15 protein-coding genes are annotated in these 16,846 nt (G+C 62.1%); 3 read left to right on the top strand and 12 right to left on the bottom strand.

Annotated elements, in window-relative coordinates; all coding sequences use genetic code 11:
* Window positions 1–23: 23 nt before the first annotated feature.
* The 7 genes from ACXJKE_RS18450 to ACXJKE_RS18480 form a co-directional block, all read right to left on the bottom strand.
* Window positions 24–683, bottom strand: coding sequence for an HAD family hydrolase (locus tag ACXJKE_RS18450; RefSeq protein WP_457282045.1), 660 nt, complete (start codon window positions 681–683; stop codon window positions 24–26).
* A 2-nt stretch (window positions 684–685) separates the two neighbouring features.
* Entirely contained in the window at window positions 686–2,059 is a 1,374-nt protein-coding gene (locus tag ACXJKE_RS18455; RefSeq protein ID WP_457282046.1) for an aldehyde dehydrogenase family protein, read from the bottom strand.
* Window positions 2,037–2,855, bottom strand: coding sequence for a gamma-glutamyl-gamma-aminobutyrate hydrolase family protein (locus ACXJKE_RS18460; RefSeq protein WP_457282047.1), 819 nt, complete (start codon window positions 2,853–2,855; stop codon window positions 2,037–2,039). The genes ACXJKE_RS18455 and ACXJKE_RS18460 overlap by 23 nt, the downstream gene beginning before the upstream one ends.
* Before the next feature lie 232 nt (window positions 2,856–3,087).
* On the bottom strand, window positions 3,088–4,221 hold the full coding sequence (locus tag ACXJKE_RS18465; protein ID WP_457282048.1) for an iron-containing alcohol dehydrogenase: 1,134 nt from the start codon (window positions 4,219–4,221) through the stop codon (window positions 3,088–3,090).
* Window positions 4,218–4,739, bottom strand: coding sequence for an N-acetyltransferase family protein (locus ACXJKE_RS18470; RefSeq protein WP_457282049.1), 522 nt, complete (start codon window positions 4,737–4,739; stop codon window positions 4,218–4,220). The genes ACXJKE_RS18465 and ACXJKE_RS18470 overlap by 4 nt, the downstream gene beginning before the upstream one ends.
* Window positions 4,726–6,111, bottom strand: coding sequence for a glutamine synthetase family protein (locus tag ACXJKE_RS18475; protein WP_457282050.1), 1,386 nt, complete (start codon window positions 6,109–6,111; stop codon window positions 4,726–4,728). The genes ACXJKE_RS18470 and ACXJKE_RS18475 overlap by 14 nt, the downstream gene beginning before the upstream one ends.
* 21 nt (window positions 6,112–6,132) lie before the next feature.
* On the bottom strand, window positions 6,133–7,623 hold the full coding sequence (locus ACXJKE_RS18480) for an amino acid permease (protein ID WP_457282051.1): 1,491 nt from the start codon (window positions 7,621–7,623) through the stop codon (window positions 6,133–6,135).
* Between the two features lie 189 nt (window positions 7,624–7,812).
* On the opposite strand from ACXJKE_RS18480, the gene ACXJKE_RS18485 reads away from it, so the two are divergent.
* The gene (locus ACXJKE_RS18485; RefSeq protein ID WP_457282052.1) at window positions 7,813–8,769 is read left to right on the top strand and encodes a helix-turn-helix domain-containing protein; all 957 of its coding nucleotides are present in this window, start codon (window positions 7,813–7,815) and stop codon (window positions 8,767–8,769) included.
* 113 nt (window positions 8,770–8,882) lie between these two features.
* Here ACXJKE_RS18485 and ACXJKE_RS18490 read toward each other — a convergent pair whose 3' ends face one another.
* The 5 genes from ACXJKE_RS18490 to ACXJKE_RS18510 form a co-directional block, all read right to left on the bottom strand.
* A complete protein-coding gene (locus tag ACXJKE_RS18490) occupies window positions 8,883–10,016 on the bottom strand; it encodes a 2-aminoethylphosphonate--pyruvate transaminase (RefSeq protein ID WP_457282053.1) in 1,134 nt (377 codons plus the stop codon).
* A 32-nt stretch (window positions 10,017–10,048) separates the two neighbouring features.
* The gene (locus ACXJKE_RS18495; RefSeq protein WP_457282054.1) at window positions 10,049–10,561 is read right to left on the bottom strand and encodes a DinB family protein; all 513 of its coding nucleotides are present in this window, start codon (window positions 10,559–10,561) and stop codon (window positions 10,049–10,051) included.
* A 7-nt stretch (window positions 10,562–10,568) separates the two neighbouring features.
* Window positions 10,569–12,284, bottom strand: a complete 1,716-nt coding sequence (locus ACXJKE_RS18500; protein WP_457282055.1) for a putative 2-aminoethylphosphonate ABC transporter permease subunit — start codon at window positions 12,282–12,284, stop codon at window positions 10,569–10,571.
* Entirely contained in the window at window positions 12,284–13,336 is a 1,053-nt protein-coding gene (locus ACXJKE_RS18505) for a putative 2-aminoethylphosphonate ABC transporter ATP-binding protein (RefSeq protein WP_457282056.1), read from the bottom strand. The genes ACXJKE_RS18500 and ACXJKE_RS18505 overlap by 1 nt, the downstream gene beginning before the upstream one ends.
* Window positions 13,337–13,471: 135 nt before the next feature.
* Window positions 13,472–14,530, bottom strand: coding sequence for a putative 2-aminoethylphosphonate ABC transporter substrate-binding protein (locus ACXJKE_RS18510; RefSeq protein ID WP_457282057.1), 1,059 nt, complete (start codon window positions 14,528–14,530; stop codon window positions 13,472–13,474).
* Between the two features lie 189 nt (window positions 14,531–14,719).
* Between ACXJKE_RS18510 and ACXJKE_RS18515 the strand changes: the two genes are divergently transcribed.
* Window positions 14,720–15,526 carry a phosphonate utilization associated transcriptional regulator gene (locus tag ACXJKE_RS18515; RefSeq protein ID WP_457282058.1) on the top strand — a complete coding sequence of 269 codons (807 nt, stop codon included), beginning with the start codon at window positions 14,720–14,722 and terminating at the stop codon, window positions 15,524–15,526.
* Window positions 15,513–16,751: a phosphonoacetate hydrolase gene (phnA, locus tag ACXJKE_RS18520; protein WP_457282059.1), complete on the top strand. Its 1,239-nt coding sequence runs from the start codon at window positions 15,513–15,515 to the stop codon at window positions 16,749–16,751. Before ACXJKE_RS18515 ends, phnA begins: the two co-directional genes overlap by 14 nt.
* Window positions 16,752–16,846: the final 95 nt, after the last annotated feature.

Here is a 16,846-nt window from a genome sequence, read left to right on the forward strand (position 1 = left end):
TTCAGCTGCGCAGGTCGGGTTGCTCAGTGCAACTGCAGCGCGGGCCAGCCGCGCTCAGTCCCAATCGCTGCCAGCGTCGCATCGGCATTCACAGTCACCGGGTGTTTCACGGCTTCCAGCAGCGGCAGGTCGTTGATGGAATCGCTGTAGGCGGTGGTTTTGCAATCCTTGAAGCGCAGGCCGCGTGCGGTGAGCCAGGCATGCAGGCGCTCGACCTTGCCTTCGCGCATGTTCAGCACGCCGGTGGTGCTGCCGGTGAAACGGCTGCCCTGCATCTCGGGCTCGGTGGCAATCAGGTGCTCGATGTCGAAGTAGATGGCCGTGAGCTCGGTGATGAAGCGGTTGGTGGCCGTCGTCATGACCACCAGGTCGCCGGCTTCCAGGTGCTTGTCGACCAGTGCGATCGCAGCCGGCGTGATGCGCGGCACGACCCATTTGGCCAAAAACTCCTGCCGCATGGGCTCCCACTCCTGGGCGGTGCGACCTGCCAGGGTGCCCACATAAAAATCGGCAAACTCCTTCAGGCCCACGGTGCCCGCCTTGTAGCGCGCTGCCATGTCGGCGTTGCGTGCGGTGAATTCCGTCCTGCCCAGGTAACCCTTCTCGATCAGGAAATCGCACCACAGCACATCGCTGTCACCGTTGAGCACGGTGTGGTCCAGGTCGAAGAGGGTGAGCTTCATGCTCAGGATTGACGGAGATGCCAAGCCTTTGGCCGGGTGAATGTCTGGATGCCGTAGGTGGACAAGGTCAGGCCCACACCCGAATCACCGTAGCCGCTCCAGGGGAGGCGCGGGCTGACGCGGTCGCAGCAGTTCCAGTAAACACTGCCGGCGTTGACCTGGGACAGCAGCGTCCTGGCGCGCTTTTCGTCGGGCGTGAAGACGCCGGCGGTCAGGCCGTAGCGTGTGTCGTTCATGAGTTTGACGGCCTCTGCGTCGCCCGATACCTTCTGGATGCCGATAACCGGCCCAAAGCTTTCCTCGCGCATCAGCTCCATGCTGTGGTTGACGTTGCTGAACACCGTGGGTTCATACCAGGTGCCAGGTCCAGCGCCGCGCTTGCCACCTGCCAGCAGGGTCGCCCCTTTGGCTTTGGCATCGGCGACCTGGGCATCCAACACCTCTAGCTGCGGCGCGCGGGTGATGGCGCCGATGTAGGTGTCTTCGCTCATCGGGTCGCCGGTCTTGAAAGTCTTCACGGTGTCGACAAAGGCGGTAACGAACGCATCGTAAATTTTTTCATGCACGTAGATGCGCTCAACCGAGCAGCAGCTCTGGCCGGTGTTGTACATCGCGCCATCGGCCAGTGATTCGGCGGCGTTCTTCACGTTGGCGTCTTCGGTCACGTAAGTCGGATCCTTGCCGCCCAGCTCAAGCTGGAGCTTGACCATGCGCGGGCCGATGGCTTTTGCGATCTTTGCACCGGTGGCGTAGGAGCCGGTGAAAAAGAGGCCGTCCACCGGCTGCTCCATCAGCGCCGCACCGACTGCGCCGCCGCCGATCAGCAGCACAAACACGTCTTGCGGAACACCGGCCGCATGCAGCAGGCGCGCGATGGCCTGGCCCGTCATGGCCGCATATTCGGAAGGCTTGTAAAGCACGGCATTGCCTGTCAGGAGCGCGGGAATGAACACATTGCCGCCGACGAACCAGGGGTAGTTCCAGGCCGAAATATTGGCGACCACGCCCAGCGGTGTGTGCTCGATCTGCTCGGTCATGCCGCCATCGGAAAACACGGTCTGCGTGGCCGTGGAGGCATCAAGCTCTGCCAGGAAAAAATCAATACGGCCAAGCAGGCCGTTGAGTTCATTGCGTGACATCTTGATCGGCTTGCCGGTTTCTCGCGTCATGACGGCCGCCAGGGTGTCGAGCTCTGCAACGATGCCGGCACGAAAGCGCGTGATGCAGGCCTTGCGCTCGGCCACAGGCACGGTGGCCCACGCAGCCTGCGCGGTGCGCGCCTGCTTTGCCTTGGCAGCAACGGAAGCCGCGTCGTCCGCAGGCAGTTCGGTGATCATCTCACCTGTGGCGGGGTTATGAATGGCGAGTTTGGTCATGTTTATTGGCTTTGCTTTTGGCCGTCGCTACGGCGGTGAGGAAATCATCGAGTACGGCGGCGTCGTCAATCGTGTCGGAGCCGGGTTTATGGAATTCGGGATGCCACTGGGTGGCGGCGATGTAGCTCTTGGTTTTGTCTTTGCGGCGTATCGCCTCCACGATGCCGTCGTCCACGCTGAAAGCCTCGGCTTCAAACTCGGGCGACAAGTCCTTGATGCCCTGGTGGTGGATGCTGTTGACGCGCACGCGCTCCACGCCGGGGTACATGGCGGAAAGCCTGGAGCCCTGCACGATGTTCACGCTGTGAAAGTTCTGGTCGTAAGTGACGGCGTCGCGGTGAACGAAGGAGTCAGGCACCTGCGTATTGATGTCCTGGTAGAGCGTGCCGCCGAATGCAACATTGAGCAATTGCAGGCCGCGGCAAACGCCAAACACCGGTTTGCCGGCTCTTTCAAACGCGGCTACCAGTGCCTTGTCGTATTCGTCACGCACACGGTCGCCCGACCATTTTTCTTCCAGCGGCTCCTCGCCGTAACTGCCCGGCCAGACATCGGCGCCGCCGTGCAGCACCAGGCCGTCCAGCCACTGCGCGTAATGTTCATAGGTCACGTCGCCGCGCTGCGTGCTGCCCGTCGGGCAAGGCACCATGACGACCATGGCGCCGGAAGACATCACCCAGTGGGCAATCGACTGTTCGACATACTGCAGCGTCTTGCCGGTGAAGAAAGAGCGGGTTGGGTCGGCATGCGAGAAACACGCTGACAACCCAATCTTGAGACGACTAGCGGCGATCATGCGAGTACCCTTCTCAAAAGTGATCGTTCTGTTCTGCCCAAGCCGGGGCCGCGGAACCGGCTTTGCCGGGCCGCAGGCGCAGCGGCCCCCGAGGGGCTGGAGTCCGCGGCTCCGAGCCTGCCTGCGCAGGCTTGGACGGGCGACAGAGGCGAAGCGTCCCGCGAGCCGCGGCCTGCAAGGCCTCGCGCATTACACGAAGTCGAAGACGCAGTGAAAAGCGTGGGGGCCACATTCATAAGGCGGCCTCGAACAATCGCTGGAAGTCCTCAGCCTTGCAGGGCCGTGGATTCGTCTGGTGGCAGATGTCGGCGGTGGCGATCTCGACCAGGCGCGGCAGGTGTTCACGCTTGACACCGTGGGCCGACAGCGGGCCGGTGATGCCGACGCTCTCCTTGAGCTGCTTGAGCCAGGCTACAAAAGCTTTGCCACCGCCGGCCACGCCACATACGTGGGCCAGCTCGTCAAATTTGGCGGGCGCCGATTCGTAGTTCCATGCCAGCACCGTGTCGATCATCAGCGCATTGGCCAGGCCGTGGTGCAAGTCGCAGACAGCGCCCAGCGCGTGGGCACATGAATGCACGGCGCCCAGGTCTTTCTGGAAGGCGATGGCGCCCATCATGGAGGCCATCATCATGTCGCTGCGAGCCTGCAGGTTGGAAGGTTCCTTCACGGCCTTGAGCAGCGCATGCGCCGCGATGCGCGTGCCTTCGAGTGCAATGCCGTCGCACAGCGGGTGATAGGCCGGCGAGAGGTAACTTTCGATGTTATGGGTGAGGGCGTCCATGCCGGTGGCGGCCGTGACGGCGGGCGGCAGGCCCAACGTGAGTTCGGGATCGGCAAACACCACTTTCGCCAGAATTTTTGGGCTGAACACCACGCGCTTCAGGTGCGTGTCGTTTTCGCTGACCACACTGGAACGGCCGACTTCGGAGCCGGTGCCCGAGGTGGTGGGCAGGGCCACGAAGTAAGGCAACTCATTGACGATGGGCCGTACCTGCGGATGGTCCCAGACATATTCAAGGATGTCGCCTTCATGGGTGGCGGCGATACCGACCACCTTGGCGACGTCAAGTGCTGCGCCGCCGCCAAATCCAATCACGCAGTCGGCCTTGTGCGCCTTGTAGGCTGCGGCACCGTCCATGACCTGGCTGCAGGTCGGGTTGCCAAACACGCCCGAGAACACCGCCACGTCCAGGCCGGCCAGGTGGGTCCTGAATTCGGCCAGAACGGGCAAGGCGCCCAGCGCCTTGTCGGTCACGATGAGCGGGCGCTTGCAGCCCGCTTCTTTCAGGGTGTCGGCGACGAGCTTGCGCGCGCCTGCGCCGAACTTGATGGTGGTGGGGAAGGAAAAACCGGTGATGCTCATAGTGGTGCGACCTGGAAGTACATGTGTTGTTTGCCGTAAGAGACATTGTTGACCCGAATCGCGTCGGGCTCTATGCCGAAGGATTTAAACCCGCATTTCTCGTAGAGTGCCGCCGCCTCGCGGTTGCCGGCGGTGACCGTCAGCACCACGAGCTCCACGCGGCCGGCGCGTGCCTCCTCCAGCACCTTGCCGACCAGCGCCCGGCCTATGCCATGCCCCTGGTATTCGGGCGCGACGTACATCGCAACCAGCGTGGCCTTGTGACGGTTCTTCAGCCGCGTCTCCCGGTTCAGCCCCGCCACGCCGGCCATCGCGCCGTCCAAAAAGGCGGCCCACATGACGGTGTCGCCGGCGGGTGAAAGGCGCTTTTCGGTGTCGGCCAGCACGCGCAGGTTTTCTTCCTCAAAGCTGGAGGTGAACGCGTCCGCGTGCTCGCGCAGGCCGCGCAGGCGGAATTCGCGGTAAGCGGCGGCGTCGGGCACGGTCAGCCTGCGGATCAGGAGGTCAGATGATTTCAAAATAGCGTTTCATTTCCCAGTCGGTGACGGCGTCCAGCCATTGGCGCCATTCCCACTCGCGCGTTGCCGCGAAGTGATCCACGAAAGTATCGCCCAGCCAGTCGCGCGCGATGTCCGATTTCTGGAAAATACGTGTGGTTTCGATCAGGGTGCGCGGTGCGCGGGCAATGTGTTCGGCTCCCTGGTTGGTGCCGGTGATCGGCGCGCCCAGCTTGAGGCCTTTTTCGACGCCGTCCAGTCCCGCAGCGATGACGGCCGCCATCGCCAGGTAAGGGTTCACGTCGGCGCCAGGGCAACGGGTTTCCAGCCGGGTGGCTTTGGCGCTGCCCGCGATCACGCGGAAACTTGCAGTGCGGTTGTCCATGCCCCAGGTCGGCTTCACAGGCGCCCAGAAGCCGTCGACCAGGCGCTTGTAGCTGTTGATGGTGGGCCAGATCATGGGGCCGAACTCCATCATGCAGGCGACCTGGCCGGCGACGTAGCTCTCGAACAGCTTGCTCATCTTGCGCGGGTGCTTTGCGTCGAAGAACAGGTTGGTCTTGCCGTCCGACAAACTCTGGTGGATGTGGCCGCTGCAGCCCGGCAGCTGCTGGTGGGGCTTGGCCATGAAGCTGGGCATGATGCCAAAACGCGAGCCGATCTCTTTTCCGCCGGTCTTGAACAGGATGGCGCGGTCGGCCTGCTCCAGTGCCTCGCTGAAGCCAATGGCTACTTCATACACGCCCGGCCCTGTTTCGGTGTGCAGGCCTTCGATCGGGATGCCGAAAGCCAGCATCTCGTCCATGATGGCGTTGAAGAAATCCTGGTTCTCGTTCATGCGCAGCAGCGAATAGCCGAACATGCCGGGCGTGAGTTTTTCGGCCCCCACGCCGTTTTTCGCGGCCCAGCTGTGCGGCGTTTCCAGGAAGTTGAACCATTCGAACTCCATGCCCGTCATGGGCATGAAGCCCATTTTTTCGGCGCGCTTGAGCACGCGCTTGAGCGTCTGGCGTGGGCAGACGGCGTGTGGCGTGCCGTCGGCATTCACGAATTCACCCAGCACAAAGGGCACGTTGTTGTCCCAGGGAACATGGCGTGTGGTGGCCAGGTCCAGCCGTGCCAGCGCATCCGGAAAGCCGTGCTGCCACCCTGTCACCGAGGTATTGTCGTAGCAGTTGTCCATCATGTCCCAGCCCAGCACCACGTCGCAAAACCCAAAGCCCCCGGCGGGGTAGGGTTCGGCCGCACCGAAGAATTTGTCTTTGTGCAGGTACTTGCCGCGCAGCACGCCGTCGATGTCGCTGACGGCAACCTTCATCTTGTTGGCGCCCGACTTGCGCAGCATCTCCAGGGCTGGATGGGGTGCGGAGGATTTGGTGGCTTTTTTGGGCATGGTCGTGGGCACCTTGTGGTTTTAGGGGTGGGCGCTTGCCCGGCCTTTTTCGGCCAGGCCAATCGCAAATTCTTCTTCCGGCGAGAGGATGAGCCGGTGCCGGCCCATTACTGCGAAGTAGCTGATGCCGATGGCAAACCACAGCGCCACCCACAGCACGCCCACGCGGTAGATCGGGTCGCTGAGCTGGAAGTAAATCGTGACCAGCGCGATGACCAAAGTCAGCACCGCACCCGCAACGCCCAGCGGGCTGCGGTAGGGGCGCTCCATATTCGGCAGCTTGCTGCGCAGCCGAATGAACGACAGCGCCTGCATCACATAGGAGAACATGGCGCCGAACACCGCCATGTTGAGCAAGGTGCCGCCGATGACGGCCGAGCCTTTGTCAACGCCCAGCGAAAACCACAGCACAAACATGACCACCAGCGCCACCACCGAGCCGACGATCATGGCGATGTGCGGAGTCTTGCGGCTGCCGTGCGTGACGGACAGTGCCGAAGGAAAGTACCCGGCGCGGCTTAGCGAATAGATCTGCCGGCCCTTGGCAAAGATGATGGTGTGAAAACTCGCCACCAGGCCCAGCACGGCCACCAGCGCCAGTATCTTGGCGATGCCGTTGCCGTAAATTGCCTTGAAGCCGTCGAGCAGCGGCTCACCCGAGGTGCTCAGCGCGTGCGAGCCTATGCCTGCGACCGAGGGGTTGAGCCAGAGGATCATGAAGGCCGAGAGGATGAGCGTGAAGATGCCGGCAATGATGCCGCGCGGCATGTCACGGCGCGGGTCCACCGACTCTTCAGCCGCCAGCGGTAGCTGCTCGATTGCCAGGAACAGCCACACCGCAAATGGCAGCGACGCCAGCACGCCGGCGAAGCCCAGCGGCAGGAAGGGGCCGCGGCCCTCGGGCAGCACGGCGCCGCCGGCGCCGACATTCATGGCCCAGCGTGCGAAGTCGATCTTGGGAAAGGCGCTGATCCAGAACGCCACCAGGCAGGCCAGCGCCAGCAGCGTGACGGCCAGTGTGATCTTGAACGACAGCTCGACGCCGATGATGTTCAGCCCGATGAAGACGATGTAAAAACCGATCCACCACAGAGGCTGCCAGGCCGGTGGTGTGCCGAAAATGCTGCCCATGTAACTGCCGATGAAGAACACGATGACGGCCGGCGTCAGCACGTATTCCACGTTTTCGGCCAACCCTGTCAGAAAGCCACCCCAAGGCCCCATGGCGGTGCGTGCGAAAGAGTACGCGCCACCAGTGTGGGGCAATGCGGGTGACATCTCGGCCAGCGAAAAGGTCAGGCCAAGATACATCACGGAGATGATGATGGTGGCCAGCAACATGCTGCCCCAGCCGTTGGCCAGACCCAGGTTCCAGCCGGCGAAGTGGCCGGAGATCACGGCGCCAACGCCGAGTGCCCAGAGCGACCAGACGCCGGCATAGCGGCGCAGCCCCCTCTTTTCAAAATAGCTGCCGTCGACTTTCGCGTATTGCACGCTGGAACGTTCTGACATGGTGGCTCCCTATAGGTTGCAAGGTTGAGGGCCCGGTGGGGCTGTCTTGCATCGTAGGGCGAGCGTAGGTGCGCTGAAATCCCATTTCGGCAAGTAACGCAGCGAGATTGAGCTTAAAGAGATGGCGAGTAAGTCGAAGTGTTTCAAAGCGTTGCTTGCACACGGCACGAATCCTGCAAGAATGCGGCCATGGTCCACACGCCTGACACTCTCCAGCCAGCCCTGCTGTCCCACGCGTCGTTCGCCGACGCAGACGAGCAGGCGGCGGCACTTACGGGCTGGAACCAGAGCTACCTCCAGCTGTCTCGCGGCGCCTTTGGCGGCGAGGTGCGCCAGCTGGAATTCGCGGGCCTTCGCCTCTTTGTGGAAAGCCTGCGGGAGTCGGTGTACCAGACCGGACGGATACGCGATGGTGCCCTGGCCTTGGGGCTGCCGCTCCAGGTCGAAGGCCCCAGCGTTTTTTGCGGCGCGCCCAGCGACGCAGGTGCATTGCATGTGTTTTCGGGGGCGTCGGGTTTTGAGTTCCGCTCTTCCCGGCGTCATGTGATGCTGGGGCTGGAGCTTGACGAAGCGGCCTGGCGCCGCTGCGGCGAGCATGACCCGGCGCTGCAGGCCCGGCTCGGTGCGCAGGCAGGGTTGCGCCGGCTGGATGGCGCGGCGCAGGCGGGGCTCAGGCAGTGCCTCACCGGTGTGCTGGATACGGTGGAGGCGGCCCCTGCGTTGCTGCAGTCGCCCGCCGTGCAGGCTGCGATGCTCGACAGCGTGGTGGAGCAGCTCGGCCGCGTTCTTGCGCCCGCGGGTAGCGCGGACGCTGTCGGCACTCATGGGCATTGGACGCTGACGCGACGTGCCCGCGAACTGGTGCACGCGCAGCTCGATCAGCCGCCCACGGTGCTGGCGCTGTGCGAGCAGCTCGGCGTGAGCCGGCGGACCTTGCAAAACGGCTTCCAGACAGCGCTGGGCATCAGCCCATTGGCTTATCTGCGCGCCGTGCGCTTGAACGCGGCCAGGCAGGCATTGAAGACCGCTACGTCTGTGACGGCGGCTGCAACGCACCTGGGGTTTTGGCATTTTGGTCATTTCGCGCACGACTACCAGCAAATGTTTGGCGAACTTCCTTCTGAGGCGTTTCGCCGAAGTCACTAGGCCCCCACGGTCGCTCACTTCGTGTAGCTCCCTGCCCCCCGAGGGGGCCGCCCGCCTGTGGCCCGGCAAAGCCGGTTCCACGGCTCATGCTTGTAAAGAGACGTTCTCAGGGCCTACGCTCCGTGCGCGTGGGTTGCCGGTGCGGCGGATGTGATGCCCATGTCCTGCAAGGCGCCCGCCACAGCCAGCACGGCCTGTTCGATCTCATTCGGGCCGATCGCACCGATGCAGCCCACCCGGAAAGTTTCCACCTGCGTGAGCTTGCCGGGATATAGGACAAAACCGCGATCTCGTGCAGCGGCATAGAACTTCTTGAACTCGTAGCGGGTGTCGGCTGGCGCGTGGAAGGTCACGATGATGGGTGCCTGGATGGCCGGGTCCAGGAAGGGCTTGAAACCGAGTTTTGCCATGCCCGCAATCAGCGTGCGGTAGTTGCTTTCGTAGCGCGCCAGGCGCGCGGGCTGGCCGCCTTCTTCCTCGAATTGCGCAATCGCCTCGGCCAGCGCCACCACCACATGGGTGGGCGGCGTGAAGCGCCACTGCGTGGTTTTTTCCATGTAGGCGTACTGGTCGTGCAGGTCCATGGCCAGCGATTGGCTGCGACCGGCACAGCCGTCCAGTACGGCCTTGCGGATGAAGACAAAACCCATGCCGGGCACACCTTCAAGGCATTTTCCGCTGGCCGCCACCAGTGCGTCGAAATGCACCTTGCGCGCATCGATTTCTATCGCGGCGAAGGAGCTCATGGCGTCCACCAACAGGCCCTTGCCATGGGTTTTGCAGACGTCGGCCACTTCCTTCAGCGGGTTGAGCACGCCCGCGCCTGTCTCGCAGTGGATCAGCATGACGTGGGTGATGCTGGTGTCGGCTTCCAGCATGGCGTCCAGTGCGGCGGGAGAGACCTGTGCCGCTTCGTCGAAGGGCATGATGGTGCAGCGCCGTCCCATCAGCGTGGTGAGCCTTGCCGCGCGTTTGCAGTAGGCGCCGTTGTCCATCACCAGCACGTGACCGTCCCGCGGCACCACGGTGGCCACTGCCGCTTCCACGCTGAAAGTACCGCTTCCCTGAAGCGGAACGACGACATGCGAATCCTGCCCGTGGATGACGGCCAGCAGGCTTTTGCGCACACTCGCCGTGACGGCGTTGAAATCGCTGTCCCAGGAGCCCCAGTCTTTCAGCATCGCGAGCTTGGTGCGCAGGGTGGTGGTCAGCGGCCCGGGGGTGAGGAGGATTTTGTCTCTGTCCATTTGTTATGCCTGTGGTCTTCGTTGCGGGCGATTCAATTCAGTCGGGCCGGGTATCCCTGCAGGAATATGGGCAAATCCATGCCTGGGGGGCGCGCCGGAACCTGGTAAATCATGTCGGCCACGTAGCCCCGGTGGTAGGTTTTGTGGTTGACGACATGCAGCAGCATGTCTCCCCGTGTCATGGCACTCGCGTCGCCATCGATGAACGTGAAATGCACGATTTCGTCGAGTGCCTCGACGCTCAGGGTGTCCGCGTATTCGATGTACCAGGTGTCGATTTGCCCCTGAGCTGCCCACAGCGCTTCCAGTGTGGGAGTAGCCTCTGTGTTGCGGGAGCTGAAGCCATGCGGCCGCCCCTGCAGGTGCGCCTGCCAGATGAGATCCACCACATAGGCGTGGTTCAGCGTACGAAGCATGTTGCCAAAGCCTGTCGCGCGCGGTGCCAGGAGTTCAGCTGCAGGAAGTTGCTTTAATGCGCCGAACAGGCGGTCGTTGGCCCACGCGTTGTAACGTGTGAGCATGCGGATGTTGCGCTGGGCTGTCATGAAGCTCCTAGCGCGAGCTGGTTCGCCATGCCTGCGTACGGCGGTTTACCCACCAGGCCAGCGCCATGAAAAGCAGGGTTGCAATCGTTGATGCCATACCGATCAGGACGGCCATGGCTGCGGCGGCGCCCATTTCGCCGGCTTCATCCAGGTTCAGGATGGCGATCGACGCAACTTTGGTTTCGGGCGAATAGAGAAACACCACGGCAGAGATGGTGGTCATGGCGTTGATGAAGAAGTAGCGCGCGATGTCGACCAGCGCCGGCGTGCAGATGGGCAGGGTGACGCGCCAGAAGGTCTTGAAGAAGGGTACCTTGAGCGAGGCGCTCACGGCTTCAAATTCGCCATCAAGGCTCTTGAGTGCGGTTACGGCCGTCAGGTGGCCGGTGGTGTAGAAGTGCACGATGGTGCACAGCGTAAGCAGGGTCAGCGTGTGGTACAGGCCGTTCAGCGGATTGCCGGGCGCATTGAAAAAGAAGATGTAGCCCAGTCCCAGCACCAAGCCGGGCACGGCCATGGGCAACATGGCCAGCATGCGCACAAAGCCGCGCAGGCCGTCCATGCCTTTGGTTTTTTCGAGCAGGTAGGCGCTGCAAAACACCAGAGCGGTGCCGAAGAAGGCCGTGCCCGCCGCCATCTTCAGGCTGTTGAGAAAACCGACGCCGACTTCCGCGTCGATCAGGCCCATGGTGTAGTGGCGCAGGCTGGGCGTGAGGTTGTAGGGCCAGAAGCTGGCGAAGGATGCGAACACCGCCATGCCCAGCATGGCCAGCACCAGGAAGGCGATGGCGCAGCAATACAGCGTCATGACCCGGTCGTAGCCGCGCGAAGGCGTGGGCCGGTAGGGCACGGCACGCGCCGTCAGCATCGCGGTCTGGCGCTTGCTGACGTAGCTGTCTACCGCGAATGTCAGGACGGCGGGCGCCAGCAGCAAGATAGCGACCACTGCGCCCTTGGCGAAATCCTGCTGGCCGATCACCAGCTTGAAGACGTCGGTGGCCAGCACATTGAAGTTGCCGCCTATCACCTTGGGAATGCCGAAGTCCGTCATGACCAGCGTGAAGGTGACGAGCGCCGCGGAAATAAGGCCGTACTTGGCACCGGGCAGCGTGATGGTGAAGAACTTGCGCCTGGCGCTGGTGCCCATGGCATTCGCCGCCTCGTACAGCCGAGCGTCGGACAGGCTGAGCGCGGTGACCAGAATCATCAGCGCATGCGGAAACACCGCAAAACATTCGGCCACCACAATGCCGGGCGCACCATAAATCTGGTCGATGCCGATACCCTGCATCCAGCCTTTGAGCACCCCCTGGTTGCCAAACCAGTAAATCAGCGAAATGGCCGACAGGAGGGAGGGGGCCAGCAGGGGAACCAGCGTGATGCCGCGAAACAGCGCCTTGTATTGCATGCACGAACGGGTCAGCGCATAGGCAAAACCAAACGCCAGGGGTACCGCAATCAGGGTGACGGCGCCTGAAATCCAGAGGCTGTTCCACAGGCTTTCGAGCAGTGCCGGCGTTTTGGCGTACTCGATGAAATTGTCAAGCCAGATGAAATCCCCGGCCTTGTCCTGCACGGCCTGCTGCAGGATGGCCAGCAACGGGGCTGCCAGAAACGCTATCAAAATAATAGCTGCCAGCGCAAGGGCAGCATAGGCCAGGTGGTCAATCCAGTGCACACGCTGCCGCACCAGGGGCAAAGCAGGAGGTGTATAGACGGGCATCAGAACACCTTGATGCGCTCTGGCAGCAATTTGAGGGGAAGGGTCGAGCCGACCTGCAAGGATTGCTCCGACAGGAAATTGAGCGAGAGGTAAACCGTGAGCTTGTGGGTGCCCAGTGCAGGAGAGGCCACGTGAACGTGGCAGAAGGAGCCGAGGAATTCGATCTTTTCGATGGTGGCGTCGAACACATGGGCGTCATCCGCTGCAATGGGCCGGGCCAGCACATCTTCAGGGCGCAGGTAAACCTTGACCTCGCGGTCGGCTCCGTCGCAAGGCAGGCACATGGTGCCGAACCTCATCTGGCTGCCGCTGACATTCGCCGGCATGACATTGACCTTGCCGACAAAATCCGCCACGAACGGCGAAGCCGGCTCGCGGTAAATTTCCATCGGTGTTCCCACCTGTTCGATCAGGCCGTGGTTCATCACCACAATGCGATCGGCGACGCTTAAAGCTTCTTCCTGGTCGTGCGTCACCATGATGGTGGTCACGCCCAGTTTTTGCTGCAACGCGCGGATTTCCTGGCGCAGGCGCACGCGCTCCAGCGCATCGAGCGCCGACAGGGGTTCGTCCAGCAGCAGCAAGCCTGGCGAGGTGGCCAGCGCGCGTGCCAGCGCAATGCGCTGCTGCTGACCGCCTGAGAGCTGGCTGGGATATTTCGCCTCGCTGCCCGGCAGGCCCACCAGCTTGACCAGCTCGCTCACGCGTTGGGCCGCTTCAGCCTTGGGTGTCTTGCGGTTGACCAGCCCATACGCCACGTTGTCGGCCACACTGAGGTTGGGAAACAGCGCATAACTCTGGAAAACGATGCCGTAGTCGCGCAGCGCCGGCGGCAGCCGCGAGATGTCGCGCCCGCCCTGATGCACTTCACCCGAGGTCTGCACTTCCAGCCCGGCAATGATGCGCAACAACGTCGTCTTGCCGCAACCCGAAGGCCCCAGAAAGCAAACGAACTCGCCCTTGCGGATGTCCAGGTTGATGTCTTGCAGCGCGGTGAAGGCGCCGAATTCCTTGCGGATATGGCGCAGGTTCAGAAAGGTGTCGTTGTTCATTCGTGGGTCATACGTGTATTACCTGAACGGTCGCGCCAGCGCAAAGGGCAAGCGGCGGCGTGGAACCGGCTCCGCCGGGCCACAGCGGCCGTCCCCCTGAGGGGGAGACGGCGGCCAAAGGCCGCCGACAGGGGGCTACTTCTTCTCTGTTTTGGAGTTATAGCGCTTCGTCCACTCATTCAAAATGCGCTCGCGGTTGTCTGCTGCCCAGCTGAAATCCATCTTGACGAGGCGGGCCTCATAGTCTTTTGGCACATTGGCCAGCGGCGGCGCCAGTCCGGGCTGCGCGGTGATCGCGAAGTTCTTGCCGTACAGCATCATGGCGTCCTTGCTCGAAGCCCAGTCAGCCAGTTTCTTGGCGGCGTCCAGTTTCTTGGTGCCTTTGTGAATGGCAAAGGCTTCCAGGTCCCAGCCCAGCCCCTCCTTGGGGAACACCAGATCGATCGGCGCACCCTTGGCCTTGTTGGTGTTGCCGCGGTATTCAAACGAAATGCCCGCCAGAAATTCTCCGGAGGCGGCCATGTTGCAGGGCTTGGAACCCGAATGGGTGTACTGCGCGATGTTTTCGTGCAGCGCGTCCATGTACTTCCAGCCGCCGCCCTTGCCGTCCTTGTCGCCAAAGAGCGTGAGCCAGGCGGTCACGTCGAAGTAGCCGGTGCCGCTGGAGGCGGGGTTGGGCATGACGATCTGACCCTTGTAGATGGGTTTGGTCAGGTCCTGCCAGGTCTCGGGTGTAGGGATGTTTTTCTTCTTGGCTTCGACGGTGTTGAAGCACACGGTGGCACCCCACACGTCCATGCCGAACCAGGCGGGAACTTTCTTCTTGTCACGGTACTGGCTCATGATGCCGTCAAGGTTGATCGGCGCGTAGGGTTCGAGCATGCCCTGCTTGTCGAGCAGGGCCAGGCTGGAGGCAGCCACACCCATGATGGTGTCGGCCTGGGGATTGGATTTTTCGGCGAGCAGCTTGGCGGTGATCACACCGGTCGAGTCGCGGACCCACTTGATTTCGATATCGGGGTAGACCTTGTTGAAGCCCTCTTGATAGGCCTTGATCTGGTCTGTTTCCAGCGCGGTGTAGACCAGCAACTGGGTCTTCTGGGCGAATGCGCCGGTGGAGGCGGTGAGCAGGCCAAAAAAGCCGATAAGAGCGATCGCCTTTGGCAGGGATTTGAGATGGGTAGCCAGCTGCATAAAAAGTCCTTTGTGGAAAACCTGCAATGTTGTGACCTGTTCGTGTCGGGGCAGTGACACTGCGATGACCAACCTGTGTTCAGGTCGTATCAACCCAGCTCAATATTTATTTAACGCTGCCCCTTTTATCTTGTCAATTGTTTTTTGCAGATTGTTGACAATCCTGTGTTTTGTGCTTCAATGCAGGGCATGAATGCCGTGTTTCATCCCACTATCGCGCTGTTGCAGACCAGTTCCCTCACCACGGTGGTGCAGCAGGAAATCGAGCGCGCCATTCTTGTTGGCGAATACGAACCGGGCAGCAAACTCATTGAGGCAGCGCTGGCTGAAAAGATGGGCGTCTCCCGCGGGCCGGTGCGTGAAGCCTTCCGAATGCTGGAGGAAGCTGGCCTGGTGCGCAACGAAAAAAATCGCGGCGTCTTCGTGCGTGACATTCCCATCGAGGAAGCCGTCGAGATTTTCGACCTGCGCGCCGCGATGGACGAACTCGTCGGCCGCCAGCTCGCCAGGAACATCACGCCGGCCCAACTCAAGGAAATCCGGGGCCTCGTCGACTCGATGGAAAAGGCCGTCAAGGCAGAAGACGCCTACAACTACCACCTGCTTAACCTGAAATTCCACGACCGGCTGGTGGAAATGGCAGGCAACAGCAAGCTCACGGCCATCTATCGCAAGCTCATCAAGGAGCTGTCGCTGTTCCGGCGTCTGAACCTGGCCGACGGCTGGCTCATGCCGATTTCGGCCAATGAGCACAGGCAGATCGTCAAGGCCATCGCCTCCGGTGACGCGGACGTCGCAGGCCGGGCCATGTACGACCACGTGATCGAAAGCAAGGAACGCACGATTGAAAACGACCTGCGGCGACAGGCGCGCCTGCAGGCCAGCCCGGCTGCCCGTGCGGCACAGGCCAGGGCGTCGCACCTGGTCGATGACGACATCGCAAAAGGCCCAGAGAAAAATATGGACAAGGGAAGGCTCCAACGTGGCAGTCGCTGATAAAAAGACCGAAGTGAAAGTCAATGGCCGGGCATACAGGCTGCCGACCCAGCCCGTCGTGGTGGTGTGCGTTGACGGCTGCGAGCCCGATTATCTGGCGCAAGCCGTGGCCGCCGGCCACATGCCGTGGCTCAAGCGCACCCTGGCGCTGGGTTCTGGCCTGACGGGTGATTGCGTGGTGCCCAGCTTTACCAACCCCAACAACCTGTCCATCGTGACGGGCGCACCGCCCAGCGTGCACGGCATCTGCGGCAACTACCTGTTCGATACCGCCACCGACACCGAGGTCATGATGAATGACCCCAAGTGGCTGCGCGCGCCCACCCTGCTGGCGGCCCTTGCGGACGCGGGCAAGTCCGTGGCGGTGGTCACAGCCAAAGACAAGTTGCGCAAGTTGCTGGGCCACAAGATGAGAGGAATCTGCTTTTCGTCCGAGAAGGCCGACCAGGTCACGCTGGAAGAAAACGGCATTGAAGGTGTGCTGGGCCTGGTGGGTCAGCCGCTACCCAGTGTCTACAGCGCAGACTTGTCGGAGTTCGTGTTTGCGGCCGGCGTGAAGATCATGCAGAAATACAAACCCGATGTGATGTACTTGTCGACCACCGACTACGTGCAGCACAAGCACGCGCCCGGCACCGACGGCGCCAATTCCTTCTACCGCATGATGGACGGCTATATGCAGCAGCTCGACGATCTGGGCTGCGTGATCGTGCTCACGGCCGACCATGGCATGAACGCCAAGGTCGCCATGGACGGCACGCCCGACGTGATCTACCTGCAGGACTGGTTTGACAGCTGGCTGGGCGCGGGCGTTGCGCGTGTGATTCTTCCGATCACCGACCCCTATGTGGTGCATCACGGCGCGCTGGGATCCTTCGCCACGATCTACCTGCCCGAGGGCACGAACATCGAGGCCGCCCGCAAACGGCTGGCGGCGCTCAAGGGCATGGAGCTGGTGCTTTCACGTGAGCAGGCCGCCGAGCGCTTTGAACTCCCTGCCGACAGGATCGGCGACATTGTGGCGGTGTCTGAACGCTTCACCGTGATCGGCACCTCAGCCTCGCGCCACGATCTCTCTGCGCTCGAAGTTCCGCTGCGCTCGCACGGCGGCATGAGCGAGCAGCGTGTCCCGCTGATCGTGAACCGGGACTTGCCGGGCCTGAACCGTAACCGGCGTTTTCGTAACTTCGATGCCTTCGACCTGGCGCTCAATTACGCCCAATAGATATCCGGCAACAAACGCCAGAAACATGTCCGCACATAACCTGTCCTGAAAGCCGCAGAGTGATTGACCAGTACATCCGCGACCACCAGCTCAAC

The organism is Polaromonas sp. P5_D5 (genome assembly GCF_054049435.1).